Origin of the sequence: Anabaena lutea FACHB-196, assembly GCF_014698305.1 — a bacterium.
Taxonomy (GTDB): Bacteria; Cyanobacteriota; Cyanobacteriia; order Cyanobacteriales; family Nostocaceae; genus Anabaena; species Anabaena lutea.
This window is the reverse complement of record NZ_JACJST010000011.1, coordinates 144190-160407: the sequence shown is the minus strand read 5'-3', so window position 1 is coordinate 160407 and position 16218 is coordinate 144190. Positions and strand designations below refer to the sequence as shown.

At 36.2% G+C, this 16218-nt stretch carries 16 protein-coding genes and 1 other RNA gene; 8 read left to right on the top strand and 9 right to left on the bottom strand.

What is annotated here, in order from left to right; all coding sequences use genetic code 11:
• The first annotated feature begins 403 nt into the window (after positions 1-403).
• The 5 genes from H6G59_RS13810 (at position 404) to queF (ending at position 2251) form a co-directional block, all read left to right on the top strand.
• The gene (locus H6G59_RS13810) at positions 404-670 is read left to right on the top strand and encodes a YciI family protein (RefSeq protein WP_190715272.1); all 267 of its coding nucleotides are present in this window, start codon (positions 404-406) and stop codon (positions 668-670) included.
• A 37-nt stretch (positions 671-707) separates the two neighbouring features.
• Positions 708-804, top strand: an RNA gene (ffs, locus tag H6G59_RS13805) — signal recognition particle sRNA small type.
• A 25-nt stretch (positions 805-829) separates the two neighbouring features.
• Positions 830-1213 carry a phasin family protein gene (locus H6G59_RS13800; protein WP_190715270.1) on the top strand — a complete coding sequence of 128 codons (384 nt, stop codon included), beginning with the start codon at positions 830-832 and terminating at the stop codon, positions 1211-1213.
• A 152-nt stretch (positions 1214-1365) separates the two neighbouring features.
• A complete protein-coding gene (locus H6G59_RS13795; RefSeq protein WP_190715268.1) occupies positions 1366-1770 on the top strand; it encodes a hypothetical protein in 405 nt (134 codons plus the stop codon).
• 70 nt (positions 1771-1840) lie between these two features.
• Positions 1841-2251 carry a preQ(1) synthase gene (gene queF, locus H6G59_RS13790; RefSeq protein WP_190715266.1) on the top strand — a complete coding sequence of 137 codons (411 nt, stop codon included), beginning with the start codon at positions 1841-1843 and terminating at the stop codon, positions 2249-2251.
• 161 nt (positions 2252-2412) lie between these two features.
• Here queF and H6G59_RS13785 read toward each other — a convergent pair whose 3' ends face one another.
• The 3 genes from H6G59_RS13785 to H6G59_RS13775 all read right to left on the bottom strand — a co-directional run bounded on the left by H6G59_RS13785 (position 2413) and on the right by H6G59_RS13775 (position 5318).
• Positions 2413-3114, bottom strand: a complete 702-nt coding sequence (locus H6G59_RS13785; RefSeq protein WP_190715264.1) for a serine/threonine-protein kinase — start codon at positions 3112-3114, stop codon at positions 2413-2415.
• Positions 3115-3194: 80 nt separating this feature from the next.
• Entirely contained in the window at positions 3195-4574 is a 1380-nt protein-coding gene (locus H6G59_RS13780; protein WP_190715262.1) for a cytochrome c biogenesis protein, read from the bottom strand.
• A 3-nt stretch (positions 4575-4577) separates the two neighbouring features.
• On the bottom strand, positions 4578-5318 hold the full coding sequence (locus H6G59_RS13775) for a cytochrome c biogenesis protein CcdA (protein ID WP_190715260.1): 741 nt from the start codon (positions 5316-5318) through the stop codon (positions 4578-4580).
• 376 nt (positions 5319-5694) lie between these two features.
• On the opposite strand from H6G59_RS13775, the gene H6G59_RS13770 reads away from it, so the two are divergent.
• Positions 5695-6138: a YidH family protein gene (locus H6G59_RS13770; RefSeq protein WP_190715259.1), complete on the top strand. Its 444-nt coding sequence runs from the start codon at positions 5695-5697 to the stop codon at positions 6136-6138.
• 176 nt (positions 6139-6314) lie between these two features.
• On the opposite strand, the gene H6G59_RS13765 is transcribed toward H6G59_RS13770, so the two are convergent.
• Positions 6315-7232, bottom strand: coding sequence for an AAA family ATPase (locus H6G59_RS13765; protein WP_190715257.1), 918 nt, complete (start codon positions 7230-7232; stop codon positions 6315-6317).
• 420 nt (positions 7233-7652) lie between these two features.
• Here H6G59_RS13765 and nifJ point away from each other — a divergent pair, with 420 nt between their 5' ends.
• Positions 7653-11240, top strand: coding sequence for a pyruvate:ferredoxin (flavodoxin) oxidoreductase (nifJ, locus tag H6G59_RS13760; RefSeq protein ID WP_190715255.1), 3588 nt, complete (start codon positions 7653-7655; stop codon positions 11238-11240).
• A gap of 298 nt (positions 11241-11538) precedes the next feature.
• Here the strand turns inward: nifJ and H6G59_RS13755 are convergent, their stop codons facing one another.
• The 5 genes from H6G59_RS13755 to H6G59_RS13735 form a co-directional block, all read right to left on the bottom strand.
• Positions 11539-12036 carry a hypothetical protein gene (locus tag H6G59_RS13755; protein WP_190715253.1) on the bottom strand — a complete coding sequence of 166 codons (498 nt, stop codon included), beginning with the start codon at positions 12034-12036 and terminating at the stop codon, positions 11539-11541.
• Positions 12037-12167: 131 nt separating this feature from the next.
• On the bottom strand, positions 12168-12554 hold the full coding sequence (locus tag H6G59_RS13750) for a hypothetical protein (protein ID WP_190715251.1): 387 nt from the start codon (positions 12552-12554) through the stop codon (positions 12168-12170).
• A 50-nt stretch (positions 12555-12604) separates the two neighbouring features.
• Entirely contained in the window at positions 12605-13255 is a 651-nt protein-coding gene (locus tag H6G59_RS13745) for a methyltransferase family protein (protein ID WP_190715249.1), read from the bottom strand.
• A gap of 81 nt (positions 13256-13336) precedes the next feature.
• Positions 13337-13495, bottom strand: coding sequence for a YqaE/Pmp3 family membrane protein (locus H6G59_RS13740; protein WP_190715247.1), 159 nt, complete (start codon positions 13493-13495; stop codon positions 13337-13339).
• A gap of 89 nt (positions 13496-13584) precedes the next feature.
• Positions 13585-13938 carry a translation initiation factor gene (locus H6G59_RS13735; protein ID WP_190715244.1) on the bottom strand — a complete coding sequence of 118 codons (354 nt, stop codon included), beginning with the start codon at positions 13936-13938 and terminating at the stop codon, positions 13585-13587.
• A 163-nt stretch (positions 13939-14101) separates the two neighbouring features.
• Here H6G59_RS13735 and H6G59_RS13730 point away from each other — a divergent pair, with 163 nt between their 5' ends.
• Positions 14102-16216, top strand: a complete 2115-nt coding sequence (locus H6G59_RS13730; protein WP_190715242.1) for a PIN domain-containing protein — start codon at positions 14102-14104, stop codon at positions 16214-16216.
• The last annotated feature ends 2 nt before the right edge of the window (positions 16217-16218 follow it).

The window sequence follows — 16218 nt, the reverse complement described above, 5'->3', positions numbered from 1 at the left end:
AGTTGAGTTATGAATGTCTAAAATCCTCCCTTGTCAACTTTGATTGTTTGCGTTTACTTGGAGAGGATGTTTGGAAAGTCAGAAAATTTACCCAAAAATCTCTCTTCTTGTAGGTCTTATGAGTCAAGCTCATTTATATTTTTATTCAGCGCGGCTTGTTTAGTTTTTATGTTGGGAGTAGGTTGGAAATAGTGACAGCTTTTTCTGTTTTCTTAACCGCCAAAAGGTTAAGACATAAAAACTTACTTAGTTGACGCTTTTGACATCAAAAAGTATAAAACCAATCTGGGTAGCTAGATTTATACTGTGTAAAAAATTAATAATGATAATGCAAGTAGATGAAAATCAGAAATCAAATAACGAATTATGATAAGTTATTGCCAATCTAAAATCCAAAATTGATATGCCTTGGTTTGTAAAGATTGAAGCAGGTACAGTAGATAAACCCACCTTTGATCAATATGTACCCGCCCACACAGCTTATGTACAAGACTTGATAGACAAAGGACACAAAGCTAAAACAGGCTATTGGGCGCAACGGGGAGGCGGGATGATGCTGTTTGAGGCGGCATCAATGGATGAAGCACAGGCGATAGTTGCTGGTGATCCCTTGGTACAGAACGGTTGTGTCAGTTATCAGCTTTACGAATGGCGAATTGTTATGGAATGACACACAATTACTGACTTTTGATGTTATGATATTAAAAGACCTGGATCTATGCGACTTCAACGCCCAAATCTTGTCAGGACCGGAAGGTAGCAGCAATACGGGATGCTTGTGGTAGGCGTAGTCTCCGGGTCGCCCCATTTTTAGGAGCGCTCTACAGCAATGCCTGGTTTTGGAGATATTGTTCAAAAAGCTTTTTACCTCGGTGTTGGCTTGGCTTCTTACGCCGGCGAGAAAGCGGGGGGGAAATTAGCCGAACTGCGATCGCAAGTCCAAAAACTGGCTGATGAAATGGTGGCTAAGGGCGAAATGAATACCGAAGAAGCTCGTCGTTTCGTTGAAGATATGATGAAGCAAGCCCAGCAGCCCCAAACATCCAATACACAGCCTGAAAACACAGCCTCTTCTGAACCTCGTCGCATCGAAATTTTAGAGGTAGATGAAGAACCAACTGTGAAAGAACCAGCAACCGAAAATGTTGATCATTTACGGGATCAAGTGCTAGAACTGCAAAAACAGCTAGAAAGATTGAAACATGATCAGTAAAAGCTTCTTTTTACTTTGATCATCAGCACAGTTGGTGGGTTGGAAATGGCGCGATACTTAAAGCTGGTTTCATGTGCGTCAATATAAATTGACGCACATCAAGCCGAATTGAATGGAGCGCCCTATTTTTAGGTATTAAGGGCGTTAAGTTTATGGAACCGTGGCAGAAAGATTTAATTGATATCATCGAAACTGTGGCTGATGAAGTAGAGCGCTTCTTCCTAGGAATGAATGACATGGTTGATGCCTTTTTTGAGCTAACAGAAGAAATTACAGAGCAAGTCAACAATAACCTTGCTGCTGAAATTGACCAGTATTTACAGGAATTGGCTGAACCGCTTCTGGAAGTTTACTGGGAAATGGAAGACGTAGTAGCAGATATAGATCCGGGGTTTCCTTACTCAGTTGAAGCTACAACAGAACATCATTCTGCTTGCATAGGTTGTAGCAATTATCATGGACAAGTGTATGGCGGTAATTTGTTAGTTTGTGCTATGCACCCCCACGGTTGCGATGATACAAGTTGTCCAGACTGGGACAAGAGTACTGAGTACTGAGTACCGAGTTATGAGTAATGAGTGTTAAGTTAGTAGTTATGAATCGCTGCGTTTTTCCAATAATAATTTTATGAGTAATTCTCTACCTGAGACTGTAACCCCAGCTAGTCAAGAAATGAAGTATGGCGAACGTGAGATTGAGGAAGGAAAACTAATTACATTTCCTAATCCGCGTGTGGGTCGGCGCTATAATATTGATATTAGTTTGCCGGAATTTACTTGTAAATGTCCATTTTCCGGTTATCCTGATTTTGCAACCATATATATTTCCTACATACCTGATGAACGGGTGGTAGAGTTGAAGGCTTTGAAGCTGTATATTAACAGTTATCGCGATCGCTATATTTCCCACGAAGAATCAGCTAATCAAATTTTAGATGATTTTGTTGCGGCTTGTGATCCGTTGGAAGTAACGGTAAAGACAGATTTTACTCCCCGTGGAAATGTACATACTGTTGTGGAAGTAAGACATCAAAAATAAGTTTTTTAACGTAGGTTTGTAGTGAGGACTTAAGTCCTTACTACGAACGTTTGGGATATTTTTTTCTGTATTACTAACCGTATCGGCTCAATAAATATTAGGTTCAGGTAAAGTTTCACCATCAGTTTCATAAGTTTTAGTAGGAAACATTACCCACCCCATTAATTTTTCAGAGATTTGCGACGAATTAATCTGTGAATAAATTTAAATACATTACCTGCAAAAGAACTTACAAAGCGGTAGGTTTTGCGAACCATATCTAAAAGTGAATAAGGTACTCGTAACCGCAAAGGATACAAAATAGGCAAATATAGGCAATAATAAGCCTTTTTCAAATTATCCCATTTTGAGCAGCGTTCCTGGTGCAGAAAATCAGAAATATCCACAACTAAACCTCTCCCCTCAAACATCATCACATTCTTTCCATGCACATCATGAGGGAAAAGTCCACGAGTCCGCGCATAGTCCAAAGCATTATCAATATCTTTGATCACCTGGGGAGGAATACGCAAACCCCTGTGAAGACAGTCATAAAGGGTAACACCATATAATCTTTTTAAGACTAACAAGCCTTCTTGAGCATAAAAACACTCAGAAAAAGCGGGGTGATAACCAAGACGACGGTAAACTTCTAGTTCCTCCTCAAACCCAGGACGACCGGTTGCGTAAACTTTAACTACCAAGTCTGGGTATTCAGGGTGATAAACTACTGCTGCGTAGTTTCCCGTACCTAGAAGTTGCCAAGGGGGGGGAAGATGGCGCACTTGTGCTGGGTTGTGAGGATGGACACTTTCCACAATTAACTGGGGTATCAGTTCTTGGTGGATACTTGCAATCAGTGGCTGAATATTGGATTTATCCATAGGATATACGCACCATTTTGAGTGGTATTACATGAATAAAATACACCACTCAATTGCTATTATGCCCCATGAAGAAAAAATTATTTTTTTCCTGGGTCACTAAGTTGATCTAAAATTCCTAAAACTTCTTGTTCAAATGCCACTTGGGCGCGGTTGGTTTTACCACCTACATAGAGAATATTACCTTTTTGTAATGCCCAAATTTGGGAATGGGAAAAATAACTCATCACCACACCTAGCATTAGCAAACCAAATCCTGCATAAACAATGGGAATACCAGGATCATATTTAATTTGTAAACCTGTGCTACCAATAACATCAAGAATTTTCAAGTTTACCCCATTCACAGGTATGGACATTCCCGCACGGACGGTATTAATTAATTTGCCTTTAGCATCATAAATTAAAACCATTCCTTGTAAATCTTTTGCTAGTAAGGAAACACCTTCACTTAAATCAGGTTTAGTTGGTATCCAAGTTCCCCAAAGTCTGCCTTTACCTTTGGTATCTAATTGTGCCATTGGTAACTGAAAAATCGGACTTTTATTTAATCTAACGCGGACGCTAGAAATTCCCCAATCTGTTTGATAAAAAACTACGCCATGATAACGCAGTGGTTTGTTAACATAAATCTTCTCATGGTCAACTTCTTTCTCATCTTTATTCAACACAGACAGATCAGAATAAAATTGGTCAATTCCCCCCGTAGGTGTGTAATCAATCCAAAACCGATTTACACGCACTGACCAATCTTTTAATACATCTTGAGATGACCAAGCCCCAGCATCAATAATATTTTTTACCTGGAATGTATCACCACTAGAAATCATTTCCTGAGCCATAAATCCGGTCATTGCGCCCCAAATTCCACCCAGCAAAATGGCAACGATACCAATATGGACAATAATTGGACCCATGCGTCCAATTATGCCTTTGCGGGCATAGAGCATATCATCTTTTTCTAGATTTTTATCTTGAAATATTTTATAACGGTTTTTTTCTAAAATTGGTGTAAGTGACTGTAAAGGAACAGTCTCTAATTCTGCGCTCAAAGCTAATTTTTTAAAGTTGCGGGTTTCTTCGTAATATTTCCACTTTTGGGCAGCTTTTAGGGCTGGTAATTGCCGGGTGAATGTACAAGCTGTTAAGCTAGTTCCAAATAACACTAATAAAGCCAAAAACCACCAAGTTCGATATACATGATCTAACCCAACTACTTGAATGACTTTCCAAGTCAGAAAACCAAATAAAGCAGGATGTTCTGGATAGTTGGATTGGTAAAATGCAGGTGATTGTCCCTGTTCAATTACAGTACCACTAATGCTAAATAAGGCAATTACTAATAAGAGGATAATTGCCAAACGTAAATCAGTTAATACAGGCAAAATCTCCCGCCGGATAAATCGCCCAGGTATTAACCACCAACTCAATTCTGTGGATGTTGTATTATCTAAAGTCATTGTCTAGAAACTGCTAATAGGAATGCGAGAAAGTAAGGAAAAAACACCAAAGCCTACTAATAATGCACCGCTGACAGGATTTATCCAACCAGACCAACGGCGCAATTCTAATATTTTTTTAATGGAAGCAGTAAATGTACCTGCTAAAATTAATGGTGCAACATATCCGGCTGTATAAGCAAGTAGTAAAACAGCACCTAAAATTAAATCTTGGGTATTAGCAACCCAACCTAATAAACTGGCTAAAACTGGTGTACTACAAGGGGAAGCGACTAACCCAAATGTTAACCCAATGGAGTATGAACGCACTCCAGGAGGTAAATCTTGGGAAATCCAGTTTGTTTCCTTCAAAGATGGAAATTGTAGGGGTAGAGCTTCTAATAAGTTCAGTCCCATAATAATAGCAATAATGCTCACAATAATTGGTAAACCAATTCCTATTTGACCGTAGACTTTTCCAACTAAACCTGCTATGATTCCCATCCCTGCAAGTGTAGTTGCTAATCCCAAGGCAAACCAAGTTGACTGTGCTGCTGCTTGCAAGCGGGTTTTAGCTTCATAACCACCAATATAGCCGATGGTAATGGGCAGCATAGACAACATACAGGGCGTAAGGCTGGTGAGCAAGCCAGCGGCAAAAATAATGGCAATGCTGACGACGCTAAGGTGGGTGAGTTGGTTAGCAACAAGGCTGTTTGCGAACTGTTCAAGTTGATAAATTTGTGTTTGCAGAGTCTCCAGCATGATTGTTGTTAAAGGGGAAATGCTTACTCTGTTTGCATTTTAGCGTATTTTAGTTGGTTGTTTGTCGGTTGGACTGACTGTGTGGAAAATCAACATCAATATTTAAAGATAATTTTTTCTAATCTATTGAGTTTCAAAAATTGTTCTATCTGACAGTTTTCGCAATATTTAAAGCTAATTCTCAATATTATTGATAATCTTGTCAATAAGTTGACGAGATTTGGTGATTATTGATATTTTAGCTGTTCTGTGTTTATAATGTTTTTGAGTATAATCCAAAGGTATTTTATTATCTAATTTGCTGCTTTTAACGATTTAAAGTTTCTAGTTTAGTAGTTATATTTAAGTCACATTTGATAATAGCCAATTTTATTTTATGAGTAATAAATTAGCTAATATAGATCGTATCCGAGAACATCAAGCAAACGAGCGTACCTTTCTAGCTTGGTTACGTACTTCTATTGCATTAATTGGCTTTGGTTTTGCAATTTCTAGATTTGGTATATTTTTACGTCAAATTAACATAGCTTTTACACAACAAGAAACCACTATAAACCCATTAATAAATTCTGAAAACTTAGGCGTTTTTTTAGTAGTATTTGGTATTATTACCATTGCTTTAGCAGCATGGAGATACAATCAAATTTTTCAGCAAATTGAACAAGGAGACTATAGACCTAAACGTTTACCAGTTTTGATTATGACAGGAGTAGTTATGGTTTTTGGTTTACTCAGTCTTCCTTTACTTTTAATGCGAAATCAAATACCCCAGCGTCCATCTTCTGCACCTAAACAAAATCAATCTTTTCATAGTCGTTAATTTCAGGACTTACGCAACCGGCACATTATTACGGTGCGTCAGATTTTTAAAATCTGTTTATTTGTAGGATTTAATGACTCCTGCGTCGTCACGCAAGCTATCAAGTCTGACGCACCCTACAATTTAAAATTTACTAAAATTTAAGGTTTACTGGGTATTATTATTTATTGAATTATTTACAATATATCCTCCCAGGTAATAGTCATCATCATTTCTTTGTTGACTTCCTTTATTTTCACCAATCTGTTAGCTTGTCTTTCGATTGTTTTCTCAAACATATTCCTGACAAGTCTACCATTTCCAAAACTATTATTTTTTTCAGAATATAACTTTGTCAAGTGTTTCAAAAGTTTTTCTTTACCTCTTGGGGTTATTCTATAATGCTGTTGCTTACATATTCCCTCGAAAATATTTAATAGTTCTTCCGGTTTATAATCATCAAAATAAAAATATCTATTAAATCTCGATTGTAAACCAGGATTAGCATCAATAAAACGCGACATTTCATTACTATAGCCAGCGACAATCACAACTAACCTATCTCGATAGTCTTCCATTCTTTTTAGTAAAGTATCTATCGCTTCTTGTCCAAAATCTTTTCCTGAACCGGCTGGTGCGAGTGCGTAAGCTTCATCAATAAATAAAACTCCATCTAATGCTGAATTTACGACTTCATCTACTTTTAAAGCTGTTTGTCCCACATAACCTGCAACCAAACCTGATCTATCAGTTTCCACAAGATGACCTTGGGAAAGTATTCCTAATTCTTTGTATATTTCACCCATCAAACGCGCAACCGTTGTTTTACCAGTTCCCGGAGGTCCACAAAATACTGAATGTAGGGAAATAGAAATATTTGGTAAACCTTGTTCCTTTCGCATTCTCTGAACTTTCAAAAAATTGATAAAAGTGTTAATGTCATTTTTAACATTTTCCATTCCCACAAGATGATTGAGCTTCTTGATCACATGATCTAACCCTTGAGATTTAGAATCCTGATTACCTATACTCTTAACATTCTTACTTACAGAGATATTTAACTCTCTCTTCATGCGTTGTAGTTCAGCTTCAATATCAGAATCTCGATAAATCATAACTTATATTATTTGGGTGGAAATGCAGAAAAACCTAACTTAATTATACTTCAAACACTTGAAATATTCCCAACTACCCTCTCAAAAAACCTCAGCGAACCTCAGCGCTTACCTCAGCGAACCTCTGCGTTAAAAAACCTCCCGTACCTCCCCCCCATGACAATCATCAAACTTTGATTTATCAAAGATCATAAATCTTGAGTACAACATTAATATTAATATAGATAGGATATTTACTACCTGCTAAAATTCAAAATATTGGCTATAAGTCAAAATAATTCATAATTAATAATTCACAATTAATAAAAATGTAATAAATAGCACAAATTAACTTCCTGACTTTAGCTATTTTCAATGCTTATGTTTTTGGTTTCTCTGCATACAGTTTAAACAACCAGAAAAGACACAGGAAGAAAAATCATGAACAAGCCTTTTGCCACAATTGATGGTAATGAAGCCGTTGCGCGTGTAGCTTACAAATTAAACGAAGTAATTGCCATTTATCCTATCACTCCATCTTCAGCAATGGGTGAATGGGCTGATGCTTGGATGTCAGAAAATAAACCTAATCTTTGGGGTACAGTTCCCAGTGTAACCCAAATGCAAAGCGAAGGAGGGGCTGCTGCTGCGGTGCATGGAGCATTACAAACAGGTTCACTAAGTACAACTTTCACCGCTTCGCAGGGATTGTTATTAATGATTCCTAATTTATACAAAATTGCAGGAGAATTAACCAGTTTTGTACTTCATGTTTCCGCCCGTTCTTTAGCTATACACGCTTTATCTATTTTCGGTGATCATAGTGATGTCATGGCTGCAAGGGCGACTGGTTTCGCTTTTTTGTGTTCAGCTTCTGTGCAGGAAAGTCATGATTTTGCATTAATTTCTCATGCTGCAACTTTAGAAGCACGAGTACCATTTATGCATTTCTTTGATGGATTTAGAACATCCCATGAAGTGCAGAAAGTTGAATTATTATCAGATGAGGATTTACAATCTTTCATTCCCCAATCTTTAGTATCTGCACATCGTCAACGTTGCTTAACACCAGATAAACCAGTATTACGAGGAACAGCCCAAAACCCCGATGTTTACTTTCAATCTCGTGAAGGTGCAAACCTTTATTACAATGCTTGTGCGGAAATTGTCCAAAGAATTATGGATAAATTTGGGAAACGCACAGGAAGATATTACAAACTCTATGAATATCATGGCGCACCAGATGCAGAACGAGTAATTGTGATTATGGGTTCTGGTTGTGAAACTGTCCATGAAACCGTAGATTATCTCAACAACCAAGGGGAAAAAGTCGGAGTTTTGAAGGTGCGACTTTATCGCCCATTTGATGTAGCTAGATTTGTGGAAGCATTACCTAATAGTGTCAAATCTATTGCAGTTCTTGATAGAACTAAAGAAGCAGGAAGTGCAGGAGAACCATTATATTTAGATGTAGTGACAGCTATTTATGAAGGATGGAAAAAAACCACATTTCCAAAAATAGTTGGTGGCAGATATGGACTTTCTTCTAAAGAATTTACTCCCGCAATGGTGAAAAGTATTTTTGATAATCTCACCCTCATTAAACCCAAAAATCATTTTACTATTGGGATTAATGATGATGTCAGTTTTACTTCTTTGAATTTTGACCCCAATTTCTCTACAGAACCGGATCATGTAGTTCGCGCCATGTTTTATGGTTTAGGTTCAGATGGTACAGTTGGTGCAAATAAGAACTCTATCAAAATCATCGGTGAAGGAACAGAAAATAACGCCCAAGGTTACTTTGTTTATGATTCCAAAAAATCCGGTTCAATGACAGTTTCTCATCTGCGTTTTGGAACTGGAAAAATTCGTTCAACGTACCTGATAGACAAAGCTAATTTTATCGGTTGTCATCATTGGGGATTTGTGGAAAGTATTGATATTTTAAAAGCTGCTGCACCAGGGGCAACTTTGTTGTTAAATAGTCCTTATGATGCTGATACGGTTTGGGAAAATCTACCACCGAAAGTCCAACAACAAATTATTGACAAAAACCTGAAAGTTTACACTATTAACGCCAGTCAAGTTGCGAAAAATAGTGGTATGGGCAGAAGAATTAACACTATTATGCAGGTGTGTTTCTTTGCTTTAGCGGGAGTTTTACCAGAAAAAGAAGCAATTGCTAAAATTAAACAAGCCATTGAAAAAACCTATGGTAAAAAAGGTGCAGAAATCGTCCGTATGAATCTACAAGCTGTGGACAACACCTTAGAAAATCTGCATGAAGTTGGTAATAGGTCTTTGGTAATAGGTAATGGGGAAGAAAATCAATTATCAATTACTAAACCTAAATTTGTGCAGGATGTTCTTAGCAAAATCATGGTCTGGGAAGGTGATGATTTACCTGTCAGTGCTTTACCTGCTGACGGAACTTTCCCCAGTGGAACTGCAAAATGGGAAAAACGCAATGTTGCGGAAGAAATTCCGGTATGGGATGAAGATGTCTGCGTTCAATGTGGGAAATGCGTGATGGTTTGTCCCCATAGTGCAATTCGCGCTAAAGCTTATCAACCGAGTGAGTTAGTCAACGCACCGATAACTTTCAAATCAACTAACGCCAAAGATAAGGATTTTGCTAACCAGAAATTTACCATTCAGGTAGCCCCAGAAGACTGTACAGGTTGTACTATCTGCGTTAATGTTTGTCCTGCAAAAAACAAAGCGGAACCGACGAGGAAGGCTATTAATATGAGTCCGCAGTTACCATTGCGGGAACAAGAACGGGAAAACTGGAACTTCTTTTTGAGTTTACCAAATCCCGATCGCACAAAGTTGAAGTTAAACCAAATTCGTCAGCAGCAATTGCAGGAACCGTTGTTTGAATTTTCTGGTGCTTGTGCTGGTTGCGGAGAAACGCCCTACCTTAAATTATTAACACAATTATTTGGCGATCGCTCACTCATTGCCAACGCTACCGGTTGTTCCTCCATTTACGGTGGAAATTTACCCACAACTCCTTGGACTCAAAACGCTGACGGTAGAGGGCCAGCATGGTCTAACAGCCTGTTTGAAGATAACGCGGAATTTGGTTTTGGTTATCGTCTCTCCCTCGACAAACAAGCGCAATTTGCAGCGGAGTTATTGCAACAATTCAGCAGTGAGTTAGGGGATAATTTGGTTAACAGCATTCTCAACGCTGAACAAAAAGATGAAGCTGATATTTGGGAACAACGGGAACGAGTCGCAATTCTCAAACAAAAGCTAGAAGAAATTACCAAGGCAGATGCACACAGATACACGCAGATAGAAGCAAAGAATATCCGCGTTAATCAGCGTTTATCTGCGGTTGAAAATCTCAAATCCCTCGCTGATTATCTGGTGAAAAAGAGTGTTTGGATAGTTGGGGGTGATGGTTGGGCTTATGACATTGATTTTGGGGGGATAGATCATGTTTTAGCCAGCGGTAAAAACGTCAATATCCTCGTCATGGATACCGAAGTTTATTCTAACACAGGCGGGCAATCTTCCAAAGCAACTCCCAAAGGTGCGATCGCTAAATATGCAACTGGTGGAAAACCTGCACCAAAGAAAGATTTAGGTTTAATGGCCATGACTTATGGTAATGTTTATGTGGCGAGTGTAGCGTTAGGTGCGCGTGATGAACATACACTCAAAGCATTTTTGGAAGCGGAAGCTTTTGATGGCCCATCAATCATAATAGCCTACAGTCATTGTATTGCTCACGGTATTGATATGACCACCGGTTTACAACAGCAAAAGGCTTTAGTAGACGCAGGAAGATGGTTATTATATCGCTACAATCCGGCATTACAAAACCAGGGAAAAAATCCCCTCCAATTAGATATGAAAGCACCTTCTGAATCGGTGGAAAAGTCAATGTATCAAGAGAACCGATTTAAGATGTTGACGAAGAGTAAACCGGAAATTGCAAAATCTTTACTGGAACAAGCGCAAGCAGAAGTTAATGCTAGATGGGAAATGTATCAATATTTAGCGAATAGGTAATTGCTAATAATAACCCGCCTCAGAATGAATTCTGAGTCTAATAGCAAAAGTCGTCTGAAGACGACTGAAAAAAGCTTTTAGTCCGTTTTAACGGACTTGGGTTATTAGACTGGGAATTCATTCCCAGGCGGTTGATCATGCAAACCAATAAATCCATATTTCATTAATTTGTAGAAGTAGTATTAGATATCAATAATAAATTTTAGATAATTCCCAAGTTTTTTAAATCAACTGGCTTGGACAATATCTGTGGAAATGAATAAGCTCATTTTAGAGATATTTATCGTTATTAAATTGGTCAAAATATTGGAAATATTGGAAAGGCTATAAAACAATTACCAATATTAACAATATCATCAGGATCTATATTTTGATACAACATTGTTTCTTGTTGAATACCTTGTTTTCTAGGAAAAGCATTGGCATATATTTTAAATTCAGATTCTGCGGCAATACACGTCTGTATTGAACCACCTATAGTCTTAAATTTTTCTTCTTCTATAAGACTTTCTATTACTTCTTTAGGAGAATACCACCATAAAAACTCGTTTTCAACGTATTCTGCTCTTTTGTTCTCGATAAGTTGACGTATTTCTTTCTTTTTATCGCCAAGTATGAGTAAATGGTTATCATCTAAGGTATTTTCTTCTGTAACTACAATATCTAATGGATTATCTTTGTTTTTTTGATATAAATGAATTATTTTAAATTCAGAGCTAACATGACAAAAACCAAATATTGCCAGTTCACAATTTACACCTCTGTCTTTGTTTAACCAACATACTACTGTAGTCATTTATGAACTCCTGACAATTTATCTTAAGTAAATATATTTTATTTTGTAACTAAAATATCCATCATAATTTGTTGAGCAAATAGGTAATAAGCTTTCACCTATTACCCATAACCCGTTATCAATCAATTTCTCTAATCTCCCGTAGCCATGAGTAACCGATTCAAAATCACCTTACCATTAGGACTTTTTACCTCTACCCGAATAAAACTCGGATCACTTGGCCGCCAACTTACTTGATATTTTGTGCCATTATTATTCCAAGTGTAAACTTGACGGTCGTTAGTTCCTGAAGCGACAGCACCAGACAGGCTTATATAAGCATTACTATTAAGTTTTTCACCATAGTAATAATAAACATTATTATTAAATGACAAACTGACTTTCCATTCTTTATCAACAAATGTGCCTTTTGGATAATTGTATTTTGCTGCTAGTACAGGTTGAGGAATAGCAATATCAAGAATCGCAGGTGTAGCAATACCCAAAAAAGCTGCTAAAGCAATACCTTTGTAGTTCATAAAACTCTCTTTGGTGAAGGTAAAATTATATTGTTGTATCTTTATTCTCGTTAAGCAGTAGTTTCTTCGTTTTGAATATTCCTGGATGTCCATAGTTTAGGAAACAGCAAACCAGAATTTTCTTTGTATTCTGCAAACTCAGGGTATCGAGACAGAGATTTATCTTTTTTGATCATGTTGGGAACAAATATCATAGCTATAAATAACCCAAGAATTAGTAAAGGTAGCCAATGTTGAGCTAACATAGCAAATGCCAGATAAATTAATACTTCTCCTAGGTAGTTAGTATTACGACATCTGGCAAAGAAACCTTCTGTAATTAGTCCAGTTTTATACTTGAGTGTATAGTATTTCTGGGCATCACTGGTAAAATGTAAAAACACACCCACAATATTCAAAGAAATAGCAGCAGCTACTAATGGTAAAGGTGGAACAGTACCGCTACTAATGAGAATAAATGGTGCTACCCAGTACAAGCCAAGTAGAAAAAAGGTAATTATTCCTTGAACAGTGGGAATTTTCTGCTCCCATTGTTTATCTGGAAATATAGTATCTTTTATTAACCAAAGAAAACCATAAGTACTATGAAGGGCAAGATAAACCCAAGCTCCAATAGTAAAATTATGATATAAAAACATTAGTCCCAACACGATAAGGAAAGTTAGACCTTTGTGAAAATTAATGGGATACTTTATTTTCATATTCTGGACTTTTGGTGAAATTTTTTAAGTTAGTAAAAAAAATAGAGAGATAGGAAAATAACACCTACCTCTCAGCAATAATTATTTCTTCGCAATTATCCAAATCGCGTGAATAATTCCTGGAAGATATCCGCACAAAGTCAAAACGATATTAATCCAAAAGTCCAGACCAAAACCAACTTGCAAAAATACTCCTAAAGGTGGCAGAAAAACCGCGCATAAAATCCGTACTAAATCCATTTCAGCCTCCTGTTAATATTCCACATCTCTACAATTAACATCACCTGCTATAAATACAATTCCTGAAAAGATACGGTAAACCGCACTCTTCAACCACCGCTGATTTTGGCTTTGTAACCAAGTTTGACCAAAATCTCTAAAATCTTCTGTTTATGATCTCCCTGAACTTCAATTTCGTTATCTTTCAGAGTCCCACCTGTACCACATTGGGCTTTTAACTGTTTTAATAAAGTAGCTAAAGTTTCTGGTTTAGTTTGAAACCCAGTAATTACCGTTACAGTTTTACCTTTGCGTCCAGCGCGAGTGGCTTGGATTCTCACATTTTGCTGATTTGGGGGTAAATCTTGGATTCCCCGTTCTACAGCGCGTTCGAGTGCGGGTGAACTACCGTTACCAAATTCTTGGTAGACAAAGCGTTTGTCAGATTTGGGATTAGAAGCCATAAAATTTAATGCAGAAAAAATAAACTTTTATAATTTTAGTTTAGCTATTGTCTATTTTAGCCTAAGCGGGAGCAATCGGATATATAATTGCTACATAATAGACAATAACCGTTTGTTTAAAGAACTAAGCTGCTATGCAGTCTATAATCGCAAGGTTAAAAATATGACAAACAAAAATAACATAAAAATAGAATCAATAGATGATAAATCTCCTTATTTACAGGCTGTAATAGATTTATGGAGTCTTAACCGTTCAAGGCTTGGATTATTTCCTAAAGATGCTTTTATAGAACGTGCTATCAAGCGTCAGATCCTTGTAGCTATTGAACCGGAATTCAAATGTATTGGTTATTTACTATATCGTAATTCTTATGACAGAATTACAATTGTTCATCTTTGTATAGATCCCTCATATAGAAAACAACGTATTAGCGATTCATTGGTTGATGAACTCAAAAAAATTACTAAAGATAAATATAGCGGTATTGGATTGAGTTGTCGCCATGATTATGGACTGCAATCTATGTGGTCAAGGCTAAATTTTGTTGCTCAATATGAAAAACCAGGTAATAGTAAAGCTCGAAAAGAACTTGTATATTGGTGGTTCGATCATGGACATACTAATCTGTTATCTTCAATTTTTACCCAAAAGCTAGAATCAAAACTTTGTGCCGTAATTGATAGACATATTTTTTTACTTTTGTGTCAAAATGAAAATAAAGAAAATGAAGCAGCAAAATTACTTTTAAGCGATTGGCTTAAGTCAGAATTAGAATTATGTATAACTGGTCAAATCAATAATTATATTATTTCAATTAGTGATAGCAAAGAAAGAAATAATCTATTAAAACTATCTCAAAATTTTACGTCTTTACCACCATGCAACAATCATAATTTAGACATAATAAAAGAAAAATTAAAGGTTTTTTTTGTAAATAAAAAAGTATTTATAGATGATATTGATGTACCTCATTTAGCCAGAGCCATAGCATCAGATTCTCATGTTTTTATAACCAATGAACAGGATTTATTAGAAATTGCAGATGAAATATATCAAAATTTCAGACTTTCCATATTAACTCCTAATGAACTCATACGACAACTAGATGAACTGCGTAATAAACCTGATTATCAGCCTGTACGCTTGGCTGGAACTTCGTTAGAAAAAATACCAATTAAAAAAGGACAGGAAGAATTATTAACTAAACATTTTTTGTGTGAGGATCAGCAAGAAAATATATCTAAATTTCGACAAAATTTAAGAAGATTTATTTCGGAAACAGATAAATTCGAGTGTTATATAGTTGCAGAGCAAGAAGAATTACCTATTGCTTTATTTGTTTATAGTAGAAATAAAAACAATGAATTAGAAATCCCACTTTTAAGAGTAAGTAACAACCCTCTATCAGCTACATTAGCAAGACATATAATTTTTAAATCAATATTACTTTCTGCTAATGAAAATCGACAATTTACTAGAATTACTGATCCATATTTAGAAGAAGCAGTAATTAAAGCTATTCAGGAAGATAACTTTATTCGAGTTAATAACGGATGGTTAAAGATAAATTTAGCAGTTGCAGAAACTGCATCAGAGTTATCAATACGCTTTGATGATATAGGTTTTTGTTTAAGTCAAGAATATAACTTTTGTATGAAAATTGCTGAAAGTCTTAATTCAGAATCCTTAATTAAGGATATTAAAGCATCAGCAGATTTTGAAAAATTCCTTTTTCCAGCAAAAATTATTGATTCTGAAATAAATAATTTTATTATTCCTATTCAACCTAGATGGGCGCAGGATTTATTTGATGAATATTTGGCTCAACAAATATTACTATTAGGACAAAAAAAAGAACTTGCATTTAATCGTGAAGCTGTATACTATAAATCTGCGAAAAATTCAGGAGGATTAAATGCTCCTGGTAGAATTCTCTGGTATGTAAGTGAAGATAAGTACAATTCATACTGTGGAATAAGTTCTATTAGAGCTTGCTCATTTATTGATGAAGTCATCATTGGTAAGCCTAAAGAGCTTTATCAACGTTTTCAAAGATTAGGAGTGTATAAGTTAGATGATATTATGAAGATACCTCAAGATAAAAATGGTGATATAATAGCAATTCGTTTTAGCAATACAGAGTTATTTAAATATCCTGTTCTATTAAAAAAAGTTCAAGCGGTTTTAAATAAAAAATCAACTTTTCAGTCGGCTTGTAAAATCCAAAATTCTCATTTCCCAACGTTATATAATTTAGGTGTTTTAAATAAAAAGTGAAA